Raw genomic sequence first — 19,655 nt, forward strand, 5'->3', positions numbered from 1 at the left:
GGGGGGTGCGCCAGTGGTATCCTTGCCCGCTCTGGTGCCGCCGCGGATTGTCGGTCGAGCGTTGCTCCCGTCACGCGGTTGCCCCCGGACAAAGCCCGGCCGGCATCTGCAGGCCGCCCTGCGCGGGCGAAGCGCCACTGTAGCGCAGCCGCCGTGACCGCCGCGACCTTTTGCGCAAACCGGGCCGCCGCGGAGTTGTAACGGGATGTGACGCTCCCGCTTCGGCCATTGCAGGGACGCTGCAGGGACACAGCAGCAGTGACGGTTCCGCCCTCCGGCACGCATGACAACCCGCCGGCCAGGCTTTGCAAGGATTCCTTCCCTTCCTTCCCTTTACAAACCTGGAGTTTGCAGTATGAACCACCCCACGATGCAAGGTACGGCAGCCGTCAATGCGCCGGCCTGGGTCAAGCACCCCAAGCTGATCGCCTGGGTCGCGGAAATCGCCGCGCTGACCAAGCCCGACAATATCTACTGGTGCGACGGCTCGCAGGAAGAATATGACCGCCTGTGCGAGCAGATGGTCGCCGCCGGCACCATGAAGCGGCTGAACCCCGCCAAGCGCAAGAACTCCTTCCTGGCCCTGTCGGACCCGTCGGACGTGGCCCGCGTCGAAGACCGTACCTTCATCTGCTCCGAGAAGCAGGAAGATGCCGGCCCGACCAACAACTGGACCCCGCCGGCCGAGATGCGCCAGACCCTGGCCGGCCTGTTCGACGGCTGCATGCGCGGCCGCACCCTGTATGTGGTGCCGTTCTCGATGGGGCCGCTGGGTTCGCCGATCGCCCATATCGGCGTGGAACTGTCCGATTCGCCGTACGTGGCGGTCAACATGCGCATCATGACCCGCATGGGCAAGGCCGTGTACGAGGTGCTGGGCAGCGATGGCGCCTTCGTGCCCTGCGTGCACACCGTGGGCAAGCCGCTCGCCGCCGGCGAGCAGGACGTGGCATGGCCGTGCAACCCGACCAAGTACATCGTGCATTTCCCGGAAACGCGCGAGATCTGGTCGTTCGGCTCTGGCTACGGCGGCAATGCGCTGCTAGGCAAGAAGTGCTTCGCGCTGCGGATCGCCTCGACCATGGGCCGCGACGAAGGCTGGCTCGCCGAGCACATGCTGATCCTCGGCGTGACCTCGCCCGAGGGCAAGAAATACCATGTCGCCGCTGCCTTCCCGTCGGCCTGCGGCAAGACCAATTTCGCCATGCTGATCCCGCCCAAGGGCTTCGAGGGCTGGAAGGTCACCACCATCGGCGACGACATCGCCTGGATCAAGCCCGGCCAGGACGGCCGCCTGTACGCGATCAACCCGGAAGCCGGCTACTTCGGCGTGGCACCGGGCACCAGCGAGAAGACCAACTACAACGCGATGGCGACGCTCAAGGAAAACGTCATCTTCACCAACGTGGCGCTGACCGACGACGGCGACGTGTGGTGGGAAGGCATGACCAAGGAAGCGCCCGCGCACCTGATCGACTGGCAGGGCAAGGACTGGACCCCGGAGATCGCCAAGGCCACCGGCGCCAAGGCCGCGCACCCGAACGCGCGCTTCACCGCGCCCGCGTCGCAATGCCCGTCGATCGACGACAACTGGGACAACCCGGCCGGCGTACCCATCGATGCGTTCATCTTCGGCGGCCGCCGCTCGACCACGGTGCCGCTGGTGACCGAGGCGCGCAACTGGACCGAAGGCGTCTACATGGCCGCCACCATGGGCTCGGAAACCACCGCCGCGGCCGCCGGCCAGCAAGGCGTGGTGCGCCGCGACCCGTTTGCCATGCTGCCGTTCTGCGGCTACAACATGAGCGACTACTTCGGCCACTGGCTCGAACTGGGCAACAAGCTCGAAGCCGCGGGCGCAAAGCTGCCGAAGATCTACTGCGTCAACTGGTTCCGCAAGGATGCCGACGGCAACTTCGTGTGGCCGGGCTTTGGCGAGAACATGCGCGTGCTGTCGTGGATGATCGACCGCGTGGAAGGCAAGGGGCAGGGCGCCGAGCACGTGTTCGGCACCTCGCCGCGCTACCAGGACCTGAACTGGAACGGCGTCGAGTTCTCGCCGGCGCAGTTCGAGCAGGTCACCTCGATCGACCGCGATGCCTGGCAAAAGGAGCTGGCGCTGCATGACGAACTGTTCACGCAGCTCAAGCACCACCTGCCGCCGGCGCTGGCGCAGACGCGCGCGGCGCTCGGCAAGCGACTGGACGGCTGAGCGCCGGAAGGCCTGAGCCAGCCAACGCCCGCCTGCTCCAAGGCGGGCGTTTTTTTATGCGCCCTCGCTGTCCCCCAGCGTCTCCACGGCGTACTTCACCAGTCCGGCCCGACCCTCTATCCCCAGCTTGCGCTTCAGGTTCAGCCGGTGGGTCTCGACGGTGCGCACCGACACCCCCAGCTGCGCCGCGATCTCCTTGTTGGCCAGGCCGCGGCCGATGCCGCGCAGGATATCGCGCTCGCGCGGCGTGAGCGCATCGAGCGGGCCGGCCGACGGGCTTTGCTCGGCGATGCCGCGCGCGATGCGCGCGCTGTAGAACACGCGCCCGGCCAGCACCGAGCGGATCGCCGCGATCAGCTCGTCGGCCGGGGCGTCCTTGAGCACATAGCCGCGCGCGCCGGCGCGCACGGCCTGGCGCACGTATTCGAGGTTGTCGTGCATCGACACGATCAGCACCGCCAGCTCGGGATAGCGGTCGTGCAGCGCCGCCGCCAGCGCAATGCCGCCCATGCCGCGCATGCCGATATCGGTGATCACCAGGTCCGGCATCTCGGCCGCGCCGGCGCGGTCCAGCCACGCCAGCGCGGCTTCGCCGTCGTCGGCTTCGCCCACCACGCGCAGCCCGGGCTGCAGCGCCAGGTGCATGCGCATGCCGTCGCGCACCAGCGCGTGGTCGTCGATCAGCAGCACGCGCGCGGGCGCTTCGTTGTCTTCGCGATCTTCGGCAAGAAACTGGATCATGACTGCGAGGGTCCTGCGGTAGTGGCGTCGCGCGCGGCCGCCGCCGGAGAGGCCAGCGGCAGCGAGGCGATGATCTGGGTGCCGCCCAGGCCGGAATGGATGTCGAACTGCCCGCACAGCGCGGCGATGCGCTCGCGCAGGTTGCGCAGGCCAATGCCGCGCTGCGGGTCGGCCTGCATGCGCGCGACGTCAAAGCCGTGGCCGTCGTCGCGCACGGCCAGGCGCGTGGCATCCGCATCGAAGGCGAGCGACACGGCAACGCGCCGGGCACCGGCGTGGCGCTCGACGTTGGTCAGCGCTTCCTGGGCGATGCGGAACAGCGCCGTGGCCTGCTCGTCGGGCAGTTCGCGCGGGGTGCCGCTTTGCGTCACCACGATCTCGAGGCCGCTGCCGCCCTGCATCTCGCGCGCCAGGTGCTGGAGCGCGGCGAACAGCCCCAGGTCGTCGAGCAGCGCCGGGCGCAGGTTGCGCGCCACCCGCCGCACTTCATTGAAGACGGTGTCGAGCCGGTTCAGCGCCATGCCCAGCACCGGCGCCACCGCCGCGCCGTCGGCCGGAGCCAGGCGCAGCCGGTTGGCGGCGGTTTCCAGCACCAGCTTGACCGAGACCAGCAACTGGCTGATGCCGTCGTGCAGCTCGCGCGACAGCCGCGCGCGCTCTTCTTCCTGCGACTGCACCACACGCTGCGCCAGCTGGCGCAGCTTGGCGTCGGCCTCGCGGTGCTCGCTGACGTTCAGCGCCAAGCCGCTGGCAGCCACCAGCAGGATGCTGATGCCGGCGATCACGCCGATCCACGCCATGGTCTCGCGGATATCGGTCTCGGCGCGCGCGTCGAGCTGGCGCAGCGTGCTTTCGACGTCATCCAGGTAGATGCCGGTGCCCAGCATCCAGCCCCATTCGGGCACCGCCACCACGTAGCCGAGCTTGGGCGCCAGTTGCTGCGTCGAGGGCTTGCGCCACTGGTAGCGCACCGCGCCGCCGCCGCCCCTGGCCGCGGCGATCAGTTGCTGGATGGTGGGCGCGCCCTGCGGGTCGCGCAGTGTCCACAAGTCCTGGCCCACCAGCTCGGGCTGGCGCGGATGCATCAGGTTGCGGCCCTGCAGGTCGTACAGGAAGAAGTAGCCGTCGGGACCGTAGTCGAGCCGCGCCAGCGCTTCCATCGCCGCCTGGCGCGTGGCGGCGTCGTTGCGGCCGGAGCGCACCAGCGGCGCGATCGCGCTCTGCGCCAGTTCCACGTAGTGGCGCAGCTCGGTCTCCTTGCTCTGCAGGTAGGCGGCCTCGACCAGCGCGCGTTCATGTTGCGCGAGCTGGGTGGCCTGGTAGCGCACCGCCAGCGCGATGCCGAGCATCGCCACCGCGAGCGGCGCCACGGCGAGCAACAGGATTTTCTGGCGGAGTTTCATACAGGACCGGGGAAACGGGGGTAAACACCGATGCCGCGCAGGCGGCATGCCACCGTCGACTTGCGTAGTAGTACGCAGAAGTGCTGCGTAGTTACGCGCTTGTGCCGGGTTTGGCGGCTGTCAATACTACACGCCGGACGCGCAAGCCGCCCCAACATGCGGCGCGGGTCCACGCAGTTGGTGCACCGCCTACCCGGTTGGTGCATCGCCTGCCTGCAAGACGAGATCCGGAAACGACACGAACCGGGCGCGCAGCAATTCATTCCAGCAGTCCAGGAGACCCCTCACAGCCGGATTGCCCTCGCTGCCCGCCCCAGGCGCGCCCGCCGCCGACTCGCCCGTTGCCAGTTGCCAGTCCTTCGCCGCCGCAGGCTTTCCAAATCCCGGTCTGAGGAGACCCTTCACTATGAATCGCATCGGAGAACACCTGGTGTGGCTGGCCGTCGCCATCCTTGGCGCGTTTGCCTTCGGCACCGTCGCGCTGGCGCGCGGCGAGGCCGTTAGCGCGCTGTGGATCGTGGTTGCCGCGCTCTGCATCTACCTGATCGCCTATCGGTACTACAGCCGCTTTATCGCCGACAAGGTGATGCAGCTCGATCCCAAGCGGATGACGCCCGCATGGCGCCATAACGATGGCCTCGACTACGTGCCGACCAACAAGGCAGTGCTGTTCGGCCACCACTTCGCCGCGATTGCCGGCGCCGGCCCGCTGGTGGGCCCGGTGCTCGCCGCGCAGATGGGCTATATGCCCGGCATGCTGTGGCTGCTGGCCGGCGTGGTGTTCGCCGGCGCGGTGCAGGACTTCATGGTGCTGTTCATCTCGACGCGCCGCGACGGCCGCTCGCTGGGCGACCTGGTCAAGTCGGAGATGGGCACGGTGCCGGGCATGATCGCGCTGTTCGGCTGCTTCATGATCATGATCATCATCCTGGCGGTGCTGGCGCTGATCGTGGTGAAGGCGCTGGCGGACTCGCCGTGGGGCACCTTCACCGTCGCGGTGACCATCCCCATCGCCATCTTCATGGGCATCTACACCCGCTACATCCGCCCGGGCCGCATCGGCGAGGTCTCGGTGATCGGCTTCGTGCTGCTGATGCTGGCCATCATCGGCGGCCAGTACGTGCATGAAAGCGCGACCCTGGCGCCGCTGTTCACCTACGACGGCAAGGCGCTGACATGGATGCTGATCATCTACGGTTTTGTCGCCGCCGTGCTGCCGGTGTGGCTGCTGCTGGCCCCGCGCGACTACCTGTCGACCTTCCTGAAGATCGGCACCATCATCGCGCTGGCGGTGGGCATCCTGATCGTCGCGCCGGAACTGAAGATGCCGGCCTTCACGCAGTTCGCCGCGGGCGGCGGGCCGGTGTGGTCGGGCAACCTGTTCCCGTTCCTGTTCATCACCATCGCCTGCGGCGCGGTGTCGGGCTTCCACGCGCTGATCTCGTCGGGCACCACGCCCAAGCTGCTCGAGAACGAAACCCACGCGCGCTTCATCGGCTACGGCGCGATGCTGGCCGAGTCCTTCGTCGCCATCATGGCGCTGGTGGCCGCCGCGGTGATCGAGCCCGGCGTGTACTTCGCCATGAACAGCCCGGCCGCGGTGATCGGCACCACGCCCGAGGCGGTGGCACAGGCAGTGTCGACCTGGGGCTTCGTGATCACGCCCGACGTGCTGGTGCAGACCGCCAAGGACGTCGGCGAGAACACCATCATCTCGCGCGCCGGCGGCGCGCCGACGCTGGCCGTGGGCATCGCCCACATCCTGCACCAGGTGGTCGGCGGCCAGGCCATGATGGCGTTCTGGTACCACTTCGCCATCCTGTTCGAGGCGCTCTTCATCCTGACCGCCGTCGACGCGGGCACCCGCGCCGGCCGCTTCATGCTGCAGGACCTGCTGGGCAGCTTCGTGCCGTCGATGAAGCGCACCGACTCGCTGCCGGCCAACCTGATCGCGACCGCGCTGACGGTGGCGGCCTGGGGTTACTTCCTGTACCAGGGCGTGGTCGATCCGCTCGGCGGCATCAACACGCTGTGGCCGCTGTTCGGCATCTCCAACCAGATGCTGGCCGCAGTGGCGCTGGTGCTGGGCACCTGCGTGCTGGTCAAGATGAAGCGCGGCCAGTACGCCTGGGTCACGCTGGTACCGACGGTCTGGCTGCTGATCTGCACGCTGACCGCCGGCTGGCAGAAGCTGTTCCACGCGGACCCGAAGGTCAGCTTCCTGACCCACGCCGCCAAGTTCAGCGCCGCCATCGCCGAAGGCAAGCTGCTGGCACCGGCCAAGTCGATGGAGCAGATGCACCGCATCGTCTTCAACGACTACCTGGACGCGGGCCTGTGCGCGCTGTTCATGGTGGTGGTGCTGTCGATCGTCTGCTACGGCTTCAAGACCGCGCTGCAGGCCCGCGCCGTGAACCGCCCGACCGACAAGGAAACGCCGTTCGAGCCGCTGCCGGGCGCCGCTTCGGCCCAGTCCTGATCCACATCGACAAGGAGCCGCCATGCTGGAACAACTTGGCACCATGGGCCGGTACCTCGGGCAGTCGCTGCGGCTGATGGTCGGCCTGCCCGACTACCAGACCTATGTGGCGCATATGGAAAGCACGCACCCCGACCGTGCGCCGATGAGCTACGAGGAGTTTTTCCGCGAGCGCCAGGAGGCGCGCTACGGCGGCGGACAGGGCAAGTGCTGCTGACGGCACGTTGAGCTTCGCCGCCGAACCTGGTTCGGCGGCAGACAATGCAGACAGGCGATCACATGATCGCCTGTCTTTTTATTAAGTGTTGTATTTTCACCGCGCCTTTGTAATGGCCCGATACCGTTTCTGCAGGGGGTTACAGGGCTTTACAGGTGGTTACAGCAAGGCCGCGGCACCTTATCTACACTTGCGACACATCATGGCAATTCGAGGAAAAAACATATGACTCGCCATCCCATCCGCAACCTGACCGTTGCCCTTGCCCTCGCGGCCTGCGCGCTGCCGGCCGTCGCGGGCGACATGAACAATGCCCTCGGCGGCGCGCTCGGCGGTGTCGCCGGTGCCGCGGTCGGCGGCGCGCTGGGCGGCAGCACCGGCGCCGTGATCGGCGGTGCGGTGGGCGGCGGCGCCGGTGGCGCGGTCACGTCCAACCGCCGCGAGCGCACCGGCGCCATCATCGGCGGCGCGCTGGGCGGCGGTGCCGGTACCGCGGCTGGCAACGCCATGGGCGGACGCACCGGCGGCCTGATCGGTGCCGGCCTGGGCGGCGGCGCGGGTGCAGCGCTGGGCGGCAATATCTCGCGCAACAACTCGTACGACGACGATCGCCGCTACTACAACAAGAGCCATTACAAGCGCAAGAAGCACAAGCACCATCATCGCCACCACTACGACGATTAAGTCGTAGCGGGGTCAGCAAAACGGGCCGTCATGGCCCGTTTTTCTTTTGCGCCGCCACCGCCGGGTATTCACCAGACCTTGTTGCGTTGCGGCGTCTGGCATAATCGACCGCAGTCCGGGCCGGATCTGCCGGCGTCAGAAACAAAGAAGCCCGCACCGGGGCCGGTGCGGGCTTCTTCTCCAATAAAGCGGGAGAGACGCGGGGCGCTCTCCCAAAGACCTGTGGAGACCAGGTTCAAGCGGTGGACCGCGCCGGCTCAGAGCGGCGCGCGATCGGTCGTGGTGTCGTACTTCGCGCCTTCCGAGAAGGTGTCGAACCTGCCGGTGCGGGCGCCGTCGGTGAAGGCGTCGAACTTGCCGGCCTTGGCACCGTCCGTGTACGGGTCGAACTTGCCGGCCCGTGCGCCGTCGGCATAGACGTCGAAGCTGGCCACCTTGGCGCCGTCGGTGTAGACGTCGAACTTGCCGTTCTTGGCAAAGGCGGGCGCCGCGGAGAGCGCAGCAGCGACGGTGGCGACAGCGATGAGGGCGTAACGGTTGGTTTTCATGATTCAGGCCTTTCCTATAGCGTGGATGCCTGATTCGGCACCTTCTGGAGAAGGGCATGTTGCATTGCGGCATCCGATGGCTAGATATTAGGCATTTCCCTCATATCAATAAATATCAGGATCCACAATGATTAGTTTTGATTCGGACAATAAAATAAGCTGATTGCGTAAGAATTCAGCAAAGAACCGGGAGACTATGTCATGGATCGCTTGCAGTCGATGCGTGTGTTTTCCAAAGTGGTGGAGCTGGGCAGCTTCGCGCGTGCAGCGCAGCAGCTGGAAATGTCCAACGCGGTGGTCACGCGCTACGTGGCCGACCTGGAAAGCCACCTCGGCACGCGCCTGCTCAACCGGACCACGCGCAGCCTGTCGCTGACCGATGCCGGCGAGACCTACCTGCAGCGCTGCCAGCAGATCCTCGAAGACGTGGAGGAAGCCGAAAGCGTGGTCACTGCGCGCAGCCAGTCGCTGTCCGGCACGCTGCGCCTGGTGACGCCGGTGATGTTCGGCCTGCACCTGCTGCCCGAGCTGCTGTCGCGTTTCCAGCAGCTTTACCCGGACGTGGTGTTCGACGTGATCCTGTCGGACCGCAATGTCGATATCGTCGAGGAAGGCCGCGACGTGGCGGTGATGCTGTCGGACCTGGGGCTGGGCTCGCACCTGGTGGCGCGCCCGCTGCTGTCGGCCGAGGTGATCCTGTGCGCGTCGCCGGGCTATGTCGCCGCGCATGCGCCGATCCGCCATGCCCATGAGCTCAGCCACCATCGCTGCATCGCCATGCGCCTGCCCAACGCCGAGCACGAATGGACGCTGCTCGGACCCGAAGGCGAGGTAACCGTGCCGATCCGCCCGGGGCTGCTGTGCAGCAACGCCGAGCTGGCGCACCAGGCCGCGCTGGCCGACATGGGCGTGGCCATGCTCTCGTCCTACCTGGCGCGGCCCAATATCGAATCGGGCCGGCTGGTGCACGTGCTGCCGCAGTACCAGTTGCCGCGGCGCGATGTCAGCGTGGTCTATCCCAGCCGCAAGTTCCTGCCCACCAAGGTGCGCGCCTTTATCGACTTCCTGCTGGAAGAAGGGCAGATGCGAGGCAAGGAAGAGCAGGCCGCCGTCAGCCTTGGCACCCACGCCTTGCGTACCTGAACCAGCGCACGGCTTGCGTCCCGCGGAAAGCAAAACGCCCGGCAATGCCGGGCGTTTTGCATGGGCGACCGCGCTTACTCGCCGGCCGCTGCCGCGCGCGTTTTCTTTGCCGCGGCGGTCTTGGCGGGTGCCTTCTTGGCCGCGGCCTTCTTCGCCGGCGCCTTGGCGGCAGCGGTCTTGGTCGCGGTCTTGGTTGCCGGCGCCGCTTCGGCTTCGGCCGCGCCGCGCGATGCCGCCTTGGCCGGAGCCTTGGCCGTCGTCTTGGCGCCCGCCTTGGGCTCGCGCACCTCGAACTCGAAGCCGATCTTGCCGTCCGGCTGCTTGACCAGGAAGGCCTTGAAGTTGCGGCCGGTGCGCGACGACTTGAAGCCGGTCAGCAGGTCGGTCTTGCCTTCGTTGAGCAGCTTGCCGATCTGCTCGCGGCTGATCTCCTGCTGCAGGATGATCTTGCCGGTGGTGAAGTCGCAGCTCTTGGGGCTGGTGGTGCTGTTCTCGCAGACGTACTTCATGCCGTGCTCGAACACCGAGCCGCCGCACTTCGGGCACGTTCCCACGGGCTGCTGGCCGCTGAAATCGACCGGCTCGCCCTCGTTGTCGTCGTCATTCTGGCCGAAGTCGAACTCCATCTTGTAATGGCCGTCGTCGTCCTTGCCCAGCTTGAGGATGGCGGCGAACGGGCGGCCCATCTTGCTGCGGAAACCCTGCAGCGGACCGATCTCTTTCTTCAGCAGCAGCTCTTCGACTTCCTCGATCTCGAACTGGCGGCCCCCCGGGATCTTGCTGATCGAGAATTCGCATGCGGTGCAGGCAAAGCGGCGGTAGTTCTCCTTGACCTGGCCGCCGCACTGCGGACACGGTGTGTCCAGCGTGGCGTAGTCGCCGGGGATGGTGTCGCTGTCGTATTCCTTGGCGCGCTTGACGATCTGCTGCGTCATCTGCGCGATCTCGCGCATGAACTCGTCGCGCTTGAGGCGGCCGCGCTCGATCTGCGACAGCTTGTGCTCCCACTCGCCGGTCAGTTCCGCCTGGGTCAGTTCCTGCACGCCCAGGCCGCGCAGCAGCGTCATCAGCTGGAACGCCTTGGCGGTGGGGATCAGCTCGCGGCCTTCGCGCACCAGGTATTTCTCGGTCAGCAGCCCTTCGATGATCGCCGCGCGCGTCGCCGGCGTGCCCAGGCCCTTGCCGGCCATGGCTTCGCGCAGCGCGTCGTCGTCGACCAGCTTGCCGGCGCCTTCCATCGCCGACAGCAGCGTGGCTTCGTTGTAGCGCGCGGGCGGCTTGGTGGTCAGGCCAACGCCCTCGACCTTGTCGGTCTTGACCTTTTCATCCTTGGCCACCGGCACCAGGTTGGCGGCATCCTTGTCGCCCTGCGCTTCGCGGCCGTAGATCACCAGCCAGCCCGGGTTGACCAGCACCTTGCCTTCGGTCTTGAAGTGGTGGCCGGCGACTTCGGTAATGCGGGTGGTGACCTGGAACTCGGCCGCCGGGAAGAACACCGCCAGGAAGCGGCGCACCACCAGGTCGTACAGCTTCTGCTCCGGCTCGGACAGGTTCTTGGGCGCCTGCAGCGTCGGGATGATGGCGAAGTGGTCGCTGATCTTGCTGTTGTCGAAGATCCGCTTGTTCGGCTTGACCCAGCCCTGCGCCAGGATCTTCTTGGCGTGCGGCAGATAGTTGGGCGAGCTGTCGGCGAGCATGTCCATGGTCTGCTTGACCGTGTCCATGTAGTCCTCGGGCAGCGCGCGCGCATCGGTACGCGGGTAGGTCAGCACCTTGTGCTTTTCATACAGCGCCTGCGCCAGGCCGAGCGTGTTCTTGGCCGAGAAGCCGAAGCGCGAGTTGGCCTCGCGCTGCAGCGTGGTCAGGTCGAACAGCGCCGGCGACTGCTGCGTCGACGGCTTGGATTCCTCGGTGACGGTGCCGGGCTTGTCGCGGCACGCGGCGACGATGCTCTTGGCCTCGGCCTCGCTCCACAGCCGCGAATCGCGCGCCTCGGGGTCGAACTCGTTCTTCTTGAACTTGGGATCGAACCAGCGGCCCTCGTACAGGCCGGCGGCGGCGATGAACTCGGCGCGCACTTCCCAATAGTCGCGCGGCACGAAGTGCTTGATCTTCTCTTCGCGCTCGACCACGATCGACAGCGTCGGCGTCTGCACGCGGCCCACGGTGGTCAGGAAGAAGCCGCCGCCCTTGCTGTTGAACGCGGTCATGGCACGCGTGCCGTTGATGCCGACCAGCCAGTCGGCCTCGGAGCGGCAGCGCGCGGCGTCGGCCAGCGGCAACATGTCTTCGTCTTCGCGCAGCGCGGCAAAGCCGTCGCGGATTGCCTGCGGCGTCATCGATTGCAGCCACAGCCGGCGCACCGGCTGCTTGGCCTTGGCCTGCTGCGCGATCAGGCGAAAGATCAGTTCCCCTTCGCGCCCCGCGTCGCAGGCGTTGATCAGCGCGGTCACGTCCTTGCGCTTGATCAGCCGGTTCAGCACTTTCAGGCGCGACTCGGTCTTGGCGATCGGGCGCAGGTCGAAGTGCGGCGGGATCACCGGCAGATTGGCGAAGCTCCACTTGCCGCGCTTGACCTCGTATTCGTCCGGCGCGGCGATCTCGACCAGGTGGCCGACGGCGGAGGACAGCACGTAGTCATCGCTCTCGAAATACTCGTCGTGCTTGGTGAACCCCCCGAGGGCACGGGCGATATCCGCCGCGACCGACGGCTTTTCCGCGATGATGAGGGCTTTTGACATGGGAAGGGTCCTTGCGGGCTGCATTCGGCAACCCGCTAATTGCACTGCAAACGTAGTAATCAGAACGCCGGGGGGCTATGAGGCGCCAATAATAAGCGCGGTTTCGACAGCGGTGCAAGCCAGCCTCATGGCGGCTCGCCTGCCGTCGCGCGCGCCACCTAGGCGCCGCCGCGCCCCCCGCCAAGCAACCAGTCCAGCACCTCGGGCACCTCTTCCGCCGGCGCCGGCATGGCCGCGCCGCGCGTAAGCATGCGCGCGAGCACCTCGATATGCGGCAGCAGGGTGCCATAGAACTGCGGCGTCCCACCCGCGGCCGGCTGCACCAGTACGGTCGGGAAATTCTCGATATCGATATCGCCGAGCGCATCCGCATGGGTCTCGATATCGATCCAGACAAAGCAATCGTCCGGATGGCGCGCGGCCAGCGCCGTCAGCGCCACCAGGTAATCCCGGCATGTACCGCACCACTGCGCGCACAGGCAGGCCACCAGGCGGCCCTGCGGCCGCGCCGCCAGGCACTCGGCGATGGCGCCGGCATCACGCTCAGGAAAGTAAACGGTCATGGCATCGGAAACATGAGGTGCCCGCGACACACGGACAGCGGCGATTGTATCGGTATTGCGCGCGCTACCCCGGCGCGGCCTTCACGCAAGGCGTCGGAACAGGTTTCCCGGTAGACGCTCGACATGCCCGGCCAGTTCCAGCTCCAGCAGGTGTGCCGCGGCGGCATCCGGGGGCTGGCCGCTGCGCTCGCACAGCGCATCCAGCGTAACCGGATCGTAGCCGAGGGCGGCCAGCAGGGGGTCGGCGGCATCGACACATTCAGACTGGTCCGAAGCCGGAGCCGGCGCGGCAGGCTCGCATCGGACCGGTGCGGCCGGGCCCAGGTTGATCTCCTCGAGCACGTCCTCGGTGCGCTCCACCAGCTTGGCGCCCTGGCGGATCAGCAGGTGGCATCCCCGCGACAGCGGCGCGTGGATCGATCCCGGCACCGCGAACACTTCGCGCCCGAGCTCCGCGGCCAGCCGTGCGGTGATCAGCGAGCCCGAGCGCGCCGCGGCCTCCACCACCAGCACGCCGTGCGCCAGCGCCGCGATGATGCGGTTGCGGCGCGGGAAGTTGGCCGGCAGGCCCTGCATGCCGAGCGGGAATTCGGTGACCACGGCGCCCCGCTGGGCCACCTCATGGGCCAGGGCCAGATTGTCGGCGGGATAGACCCGGTCGGCCCCCGTACCCGTGACCGCGACTGTGCCGCCACAGCCAAGCAGGCCGCCGGCATGGGCGGCGGCGTCGATCCCCAGCGCCAGGCCGGAGATCACTGTCAGGCCTGCCTCGGACAGCTCGCGCCCGAACGCCTGCGCATCGCGCTTGCCCTGCTCGGTGGCATTGCGCGCGCCGACGATGGCGACTGCCGGGCGGGCCAGCAGCGCGGGATCGCCTTTGATATATAGCAACGGCGGCGGATCGTGCAGGTCGAACAGGCGGCGCGGGTAGGCATCGTCGGCCAGCGTCACCAGGTGGTTGCCGGGCGTGCCGAGCCACGCCAGCGAGCGTTCCACCAGCGCCGGCAGCCCGGCCTCCGGCGTGGCCAGCACCGCGCGCGCCAGCTTGGCCGGAACCACTGTCGACAGCGCCGTCACGCTCTGCGCCAACACCTGCCGCGGCAGCCCGAACGCCGCCAGCAGCAGGCGCACCGCGACCGGGCCGACGCCGGGGGCACAGGCAAGCTGCAGCCATGCCTTCAGGTCGTCGGCGTCGCGGATGGCGGCTGGCGCGCCGGCGCCGGCATGGCAAGGGGATGCGGCGCCGATAGGCGCCGCCGGAGATGTCACCAAGAACGGCTCAGCGCGGCGAGGTGGCGCGGTCGCCGACCGCGATCACGTTGGAAGCGTCGGTGACCAGCGCATACGACACGCCGGGAAACACGCGGAAGACGAAGGCCAGCCCGTAGCGCTCGTCCGGCAACCGGATGGCGCGGTTGCTGTCGGTCTTGTCGGTCACGGTTTCGCCGGTGCGCGACAGGGCCAGCACATGGCCCGGTTCCACCCCCGCCTGGCTGCCGAGGTTGAGCACCACCACCTGCCGCGCGCCACCGAACTCCACCCCGCCGTAGACCCTGGCGACGCGGCCGTCGAGCTGCGCATCGGGCGCGTGCGGCACGTAGCGCAAGGCTTCGCGCGCGGGCTGCGGCATCAGCAGCGTGCCGACGCCCATCTCCTGCCTCGCCTGCGTGACCTGCAGGGTCGAGACCGCGTCCGGGCCCTGCGCGCCGCGCGCCAGGCGCACATTGCCTTCATATTCGGCCTCGTAGCCGAGCACGGCCTGGGTCACCGGATCGCGCACCGGGGTGAGGGGGCGGTAGGCCTGCCAGTCGCTGCCTTGCGGCGCGTCCGCGGGGATGCCGCGCGCATAGCCGGTGTCGTCGCGGCCCAGGATCACGCGCGATTCCGACACCGCCACGATGCGCGCCGAGGTGTCGAGCGTGCCCTGGTCGACCACCAGCGGGCGGATCAGGAAGGGTTCGATGTCGGCGGCCGCGATGCTCAGGATGGCGGCGCCATCAGTAGCGCCGCTGCGCATCTGCGGCGACAGCCGTACTGTGTCGCCGCCGCCCGGCGTGGTCGACAGCCAGGCACGCCCGTCGCGCTGGATCAGGTAGAGGATCTGGCCAGGATAGATCAGGTGCGGATTGCGGATCTGCTGCCGGTTCATGCCCCACAGTTCGGGCCAGCGCCACGGCTGGCGCAGGAAGCGGCCCGAGATGCCCCACAGCGTGTCGCCGGCGCGCACCGTGTATTGCGATGGCGCGTTGGCGGCAAGATCGGCCACGGGAATGCCGTGCCGGTAGGTACGCTCGGCTTCGGCCTGCTGGGCCGCCGTGACCGTGAGGTCCGCCGCCAGTGCCGGCAGCGCGGCGGTGAAGGCCGCGGCACTCAGTAACGGATAAGCAAGAAATCTGGGGATGAACGCGTGCAGCCTGCGGCCCGACGCCGCCTGGTGTTCTTTGGTAAGATCGCGCATTTTCCTGACCGGCCGGTGGTTCGGCCGGATTGACCCGGGAGAGCGTGCCTGTTGCGGCGCGCCTTGAATTTTTGTACTTGCGCCCCGATTCTGCATGTAAACATCCGCCGCCGCAACGCGGCCCGGTTGCCGGCAGCGGCCGGCGTTGCGCCCCAGCATCATGGCAAAACTCGACATCCTGACCTACCCCGATCCCCGCCTGCACACCGTCGCCAAGCCCGTGGCCGCGGTGGACGACCGCATCCGCCAGCTGGTCAAGGACATGGCGGAAACCATGTACGAAGCGCCCGGCATCGGCCTGGCGGCGACCCAGGTCAACGTGCACGAGCAGGTAGTGGTGATCGACGTCTCGGAAACGCGCGACCAGCTCCAGGTCTTCATCAACCCGGAGATCGTCTGGGCCAGCGACAACCGCAAGGTGTGGGAAGAGGGCTGCCTGTCGGTACCGGAGGTCTATGACCGGGTCGAGCGCCCCGACCGCGTGCGCGTGCGCGCGCTCAACGAAAAAGGCGAAAGCTTCGAGCTCGATGCCGACGACCTGCTGGCGGTCTGCATCCAGCACGAGATCGACCACCTGCGCGGCAAGGTCTTCGTCGAGTACCTGTCGCCGCTCAAGCTCAACCGCATCAAGAGCAAGCTGCAGAAGCGCGAACGCACCCGCATGTAAGCCGCCGCGGCGGCAATAAAGATGTAACAGCGCGCCGGAATCCGGCCACCCGCGTGCGGCAGCGGCGCGGGGTCTGTTATCTTTATGACTTCCGAAGAACCACGATACCGGCCGCTATAGCGGCCGGTGCCATTTCCGGCCACGGAAACCTGCCATGTCCCAAGCCAGCCCCTTGCGTGTCGCCTTTGCCGGCACGCCCGAGTTTGCGCGCGTCGCGCTGGAAGCCATCCACGCCGCCGGCTTTCCGGTGGTTGCGGTGCTGACCCAGCCCGATCGGCCCGCCGGCCGCGGCATGCAGTTGCAGGCCAGCCCGGTGAAACAGTTCGCCGTCGCCAATGGCCTGGCTCCGGTACTGCAGCCACGTTCGCTGCGCCGCCAGGGCAAGTATCCCGAAGAAGCCACGGCGGCCATCGAAACGCTTGCCGGCATCGCCCCGGATGTCATGGTGGTGGCGGCCTACGGCCTGATCCTGCCGGCCGAGGTACTGACGCTGCCGCGGCTGGGCTGCCTGAATATCCACGGCTCGCTGCTGCCGCGCTGGCGCGGCGCGGCGCCGATCCACCGCGCCATCGAGGCGGGCGACGCCGAGACCGGCATCACGCTGATGCAGATGGACGAGGGCCTGGACACCGGCGACATGCTCACGCGCGCGGCGGTGCCGATCGGCGCGGACGACACCACCGGCACGCTGCACGACACCCTGGCCGCGCTCGGCGCGCGCATGATAGTCGACGCGCTGCGGCAACTCGATGCCGGCCGGCCGCTGCCGGCCACGCCGCAACCCGAGCAAGGCGTCACCTACGCCGAGAAGATCGCCAAGGACGAAGCGCCGCTGGACCTGCGCCGCCCGGCCGCCGAACTGGCCAACCAGGTGCGCGCCTTCAACCCGTTCCCGGGCGCCACCGTGCAGGTGGGCGACACCGTGATCAAGTGCTGGCAGGCCGTGCCGCTGGCGGCGGCCAGCAGCCTGCCGCATCCGCCCGGCACGGTGCTGGCTGCCGACGCCACCGGCATCCTGATCGCGTGCGGCGAGGGCAGCGCGCTGCAGGTCACCGAACTGCAGAAGCCGGGCGGCCGCCGCCAGCCGGCGCAGCAGTTCCTGCAAGCCTTGCCGCTGCCGCCGGGCACGCGCTGCGTGGTGCCCGGCAACGGCGCCGCGGCGGCTTGACCGGGCAGCCCTTGGGGGCACATGACGCTTGATGTGCCGCGCACGGCGCCCACCTGCCCGCGGGTGAGCAACATTGCAAAGGCCGTTGGACAGCCGTTGAATTTTCTGCGATCGGCCCCTATCTAACGGGCATCGCGTCAGCTTTTCCGGGGCGCGTCACGATTACACGGAGATCACCGCAATGTTCAACTGGGTCAAGACCTTCATGCTGATGGCGGCCATCACGGCGCTGTTCATCGTCATCGGCGGCATGATCGGCGGGCGCAGCGGCATGATGTTCGCGCTGCTGATCGCGCTGGGCATGAACTTCTTCTCCTACTGGTTCTCGGACAAGATGGTCCTGCGCATGTACAACGCGCAGGAAGTCGATGCCGGCAGCGCGCCGCAGTTCTACGGCATGGTGCAGGACCTGGCGCAGCGCGCCGGCCTGCCGATGCCGCGCGTCTACCTGATCAACGAAGACGCGCCCAACGCCTTTGCCACCGGCCGCAACCCGGAGCACGCCGCGGTGGCCGCCACCACCGGCATCCTGCGCGTGCTGTCCGAGCGCGAGCTGCGCGGCGTGATGGCGCACGAGCTGGCCCATGTGCGCCACCGCGACATCCTGACCTCGACCATCGCCGCCACCATGGCCGGCGCGATCTCGGCGCTGGCCAATATGGCGATGTTCTTCGGCGGGCGCGACGAGAACGGCAACCGTACCAACCCGATCGCCGGCATCGCCGTCGCGATCCTGGCCCCGCTGGCGGCCTCGCTGATCCAGATGGCAATCTCGCGCGCGCGCGAATTCGAAGCCGACCGCGGCGGCGCCGAGATCAGCGGCGACCCGCAGGCGCTGGCCAGCGCGCTGGACAAGATCCACCGCTACGCGCAGGGCATCCCGTTCCAGGCGGCCGAGGAGCATCCGGCCACGGCGCAGATGATGATCATGAACCCGCTGTCGGGCGGCGGCATCGCCAACCTGTTCTCGACCCATCCGGCCACCGAGGAACGCATCGCGCGCCTGATGCAGATGGCACAGACCGGCACCTACCCGGTCTGAGCCGCCGGAAATCCGGGGCGCGGCCCCGTCACAAGGTAAACTGCCCGCTGTTCCGCGTGGACCGGCGGGCTTTTTTTGGCCCGCGTCCCGCGCCTTCCCGATTCACCGCCTGACCCGCTGCCTGACCCGCCGCCTGACCGATATGCGCCTGCCTCCCGATTCGCTTGCCTTCCAGATGCTTGGTGCCGCCGCCGCGGTGCGCGCTGTCAGCGAAGGCACAGCCTTGCCCCAGGCGATCGAGGACGCCGCCGCGCAGCTGAAGCTGGACCGCGTGCGCGACGCCGCCACGCGCGGCGCGCTGCAGGACATCGCCTACCGCACCATGCGCCAGTTCGGCACCGCGCGTGCGCTGGTGACCAGACTGGTGACGCGGCCGCCCGGCGCGCAGGTCGATTCGCTGCTGGCGGTGGCGCTGGCACTGTTGCTGGAACACGGGCCGGGCCCGCGCGAGCGTCACGACGGCGCCGACCCGGCGCGCCACGATGCCGACGCCGGCCGTCCGGGCTACAGCACCTTCACGGTGGTCGACCAGGCCGTCAGCGCGGCCGCCTCCGAACCCAAGACAGCGCATGCGCGCGGACTGGTCAACGCGGTGCTGCGCCGTTTCCTGCGCGAGCGCAAGGCGCTGCTGGCCGAGGCCAACCGCGACGAGCAGGCGCGCTGGAACCTGCCGCCGTGGTGGCTGCGCATGCTGCGCGAGGCCTACCCCGACCAGTGGATGGCACTGGCCGCCAGCGCCAACGTGCGCCCGCCGATGACGGTACGCGTCAACACCGCGCGCGTGTCGGTGCAGCAGTACCGCACCGACCTCGCCAACGCCGGCCTGGCCGGCCACGTCGTCGGTCCGCAGGCGGTGCGCCTGGTGCGCGCGGTGCCGGTGAACCAGCTGCCCGGCTTTGCCGAAGGCGCGGTCTCGGTGCAGGACGCCGGCGCGCAACTGGCCGCGCCGCTGCTGGAGGTGGGCGACGGCATGCGCGTGCTCGATGCCTGCGCGGCGCCCGGCGGCAAGACCGGGCATTTGCTGGAGCTGGCGGATATCGAAGTGACCGCGGTCGAAAGCGATCCGCAACGCGCGACACGCATCGGCGAGAACCTGGCGCGCCTGGGCAAGTCGGCAAAGATCGTGGTCGGCGATGCCAGCCGGCCCGCCGACTGGTGGGACGGGCAGCCCTTCGACCGCATCCTCGCCGACGTGCCGTGCTCGGCCTCGGGCATCGTGCGGCGCCATCCCGATATCCGCTGGCTGCGCCGCGAAACCGATATCGCCAAGCTCATCACCGAGCAGCGCCGCATCGTCTCGCAGCTGTGGCCGCTGCTGAAGCCGGGCGGCATCCTGGTCTATGTCACCTGTTCTATTTTCCCAACGGAGGGCGAGGAGCAGGCGCGCTGGTTTGGTGAGCACCTGGCAGATGCGATACGATTGCAGGCGCCGGGGCAGCTGCTGCCCGGCACCCATGCAACGCTTGCCGCGGGCGCGGACGGTGACAAGGCCACCCTTGACAGCACCGGCCGCACCGACGGTACCAGCCTGCCATCCGATCACGATGGCTTCTTCTACGCCCGCTTCCAGAAACGCGCCTGATCTGATC

At 68.1% G+C, this 19,655-nt stretch carries 16 protein-coding genes; 9 read left to right on the forward strand and 7 right to left on the reverse strand.

From position 1 onward, the window contains the following. Positions 1-355 precede the first annotated feature (355 nt). Positions 356-2,212 carry a phosphoenolpyruvate carboxykinase (GTP) gene (locus C7416_RS20790; protein ID WP_111520669.1) on the forward strand — a complete coding sequence of 619 codons (1,857 nt, stop codon included), beginning with the start codon at positions 356-358 and terminating at the stop codon, positions 2,210-2,212. A gap of 54 nt (positions 2,213-2,266) precedes the next feature. On the opposite strand, the gene C7416_RS20795 is transcribed toward C7416_RS20790, so the two are convergent. Together C7416_RS20795 and C7416_RS20800 are read right to left on the reverse strand one after the other, a co-directional pair. Then, positions 2,267-2,953: a response regulator gene (locus C7416_RS20795; protein WP_111520670.1), complete on the reverse strand. Its 687-nt coding sequence runs from the start codon at positions 2,951-2,953 to the stop codon at positions 2,267-2,269. Next, positions 2,950-4,356, reverse strand: a complete 1,407-nt coding sequence (locus C7416_RS20800) for a cache domain-containing protein (protein ID WP_111520671.1) — start codon at positions 4,354-4,356, stop codon at positions 2,950-2,952. The genes C7416_RS20795 and C7416_RS20800 overlap by 4 nt, the downstream gene beginning before the upstream one ends. Before the next feature lie 406 nt (positions 4,357-4,762). On the opposite strand from C7416_RS20800, the gene C7416_RS20805 reads away from it, so the two are divergent. The 3 genes from C7416_RS20805 (at position 4,763) to C7416_RS20815 (ending at position 7,736) form a co-directional block, all read left to right on the forward strand. Then, a complete protein-coding gene (locus tag C7416_RS20805; protein ID WP_111520672.1) occupies positions 4,763-6,835 on the forward strand; it encodes a carbon starvation CstA family protein in 2,073 nt (690 codons plus the stop codon). Positions 6,836-6,857: 22 nt separating this feature from the next. Continuing rightward, the gene (locus tag C7416_RS20810; RefSeq protein ID WP_012354346.1) at positions 6,858-7,052 is read left to right on the forward strand and encodes a YbdD/YjiX family protein; all 195 of its coding nucleotides are present in this window, start codon (positions 6,858-6,860) and stop codon (positions 7,050-7,052) included. Between the two features lie 225 nt (positions 7,053-7,277). Continuing rightward, a complete protein-coding gene (locus tag C7416_RS20815) occupies positions 7,278-7,736 on the forward strand; it encodes a hypothetical protein (protein WP_062795941.1) in 459 nt (152 codons plus the stop codon). Between the two features lie 257 nt (positions 7,737-7,993). Here C7416_RS20815 and C7416_RS20820 read toward each other — a convergent pair whose 3' ends face one another. Continuing rightward, entirely contained in the window at positions 7,994-8,284 is a 291-nt protein-coding gene (locus tag C7416_RS20820) for a hypothetical protein (protein WP_111520673.1), read from the reverse strand. 201 nt (positions 8,285-8,485) lie between these two features. Here C7416_RS20820 and C7416_RS20825 point away from each other — a divergent pair, with 201 nt between their 5' ends. After that, positions 8,486-9,427, forward strand: coding sequence for a LysR family transcriptional regulator (locus C7416_RS20825; RefSeq protein WP_111520674.1), 942 nt, complete (start codon positions 8,486-8,488; stop codon positions 9,425-9,427). 74 nt (positions 9,428-9,501) lie between these two features. Here C7416_RS20825 and C7416_RS20830 read toward each other — a convergent pair whose 3' ends face one another. The 4 genes from C7416_RS20830 to C7416_RS20845 form a co-directional block, all read right to left on the reverse strand. Continuing rightward, positions 9,502-12,168, reverse strand: a complete 2,667-nt coding sequence (locus tag C7416_RS20830; protein WP_111520675.1) for a DNA topoisomerase III — start codon at positions 12,166-12,168, stop codon at positions 9,502-9,504. A gap of 158 nt (positions 12,169-12,326) precedes the next feature. Further along, a complete protein-coding gene (locus tag C7416_RS20835; RefSeq protein ID WP_111520676.1) occupies positions 12,327-12,731 on the reverse strand; it encodes a thioredoxin family protein in 405 nt (134 codons plus the stop codon). 81 nt (positions 12,732-12,812) lie between these two features. Continuing rightward, the gene (gene dprA / locus C7416_RS20840; RefSeq protein WP_111520677.1) at positions 12,813-14,003 is read right to left on the reverse strand and encodes a DNA-processing protein DprA; all 1,191 of its coding nucleotides are present in this window, start codon (positions 14,001-14,003) and stop codon (positions 12,813-12,815) included. A 7-nt stretch (positions 14,004-14,010) separates the two neighbouring features. After that, on the reverse strand, positions 14,011-15,189 hold the full coding sequence (locus C7416_RS20845) for a LysM peptidoglycan-binding domain-containing protein (RefSeq protein WP_111520678.1): 1,179 nt from the start codon (positions 15,187-15,189) through the stop codon (positions 14,011-14,013). Between the two features lie 160 nt (positions 15,190-15,349). Here C7416_RS20845 and def point away from each other — a divergent pair, with 160 nt between their 5' ends. From def to rsmB, 4 genes are all read left to right on the forward strand, one after another. Then, positions 15,350-15,856 (forward strand): peptide deformylase, encoded by a 507-nt coding sequence (def, locus tag C7416_RS20850; protein ID WP_018005004.1) that lies wholly within the window; start codon positions 15,350-15,352, stop codon positions 15,854-15,856. A 154-nt stretch (positions 15,857-16,010) separates the two neighbouring features. Further along, complete coding sequence (fmt, locus tag C7416_RS20855) at positions 16,011-17,024, forward strand: methionyl-tRNA formyltransferase (RefSeq protein WP_111520679.1); 1,014 nt, start codon at positions 16,011-16,013, stop codon at positions 17,022-17,024. Between the two features lie 181 nt (positions 17,025-17,205). Further along, entirely contained in the window at positions 17,206-18,066 is an 861-nt protein-coding gene (htpX, locus tag C7416_RS20860) for a zinc metalloprotease HtpX (protein ID WP_111520680.1), read from the forward strand. Between the two features lie 142 nt (positions 18,067-18,208). Further along, complete coding sequence (rsmB, locus tag C7416_RS20865) at positions 18,209-19,648, forward strand: 16S rRNA (cytosine(967)-C(5))-methyltransferase RsmB (protein WP_111520681.1); 1,440 nt, start codon at positions 18,209-18,211, stop codon at positions 19,646-19,648. The last annotated feature ends 7 nt before the right edge of the window (positions 19,649-19,655 follow it).

This window comes from Cupriavidus phytorum, assembly GCF_003254285.1.
Lineage (GTDB): Bacteria > Pseudomonadota > Gammaproteobacteria > Burkholderiales > Burkholderiaceae > Cupriavidus > Cupriavidus phytorum.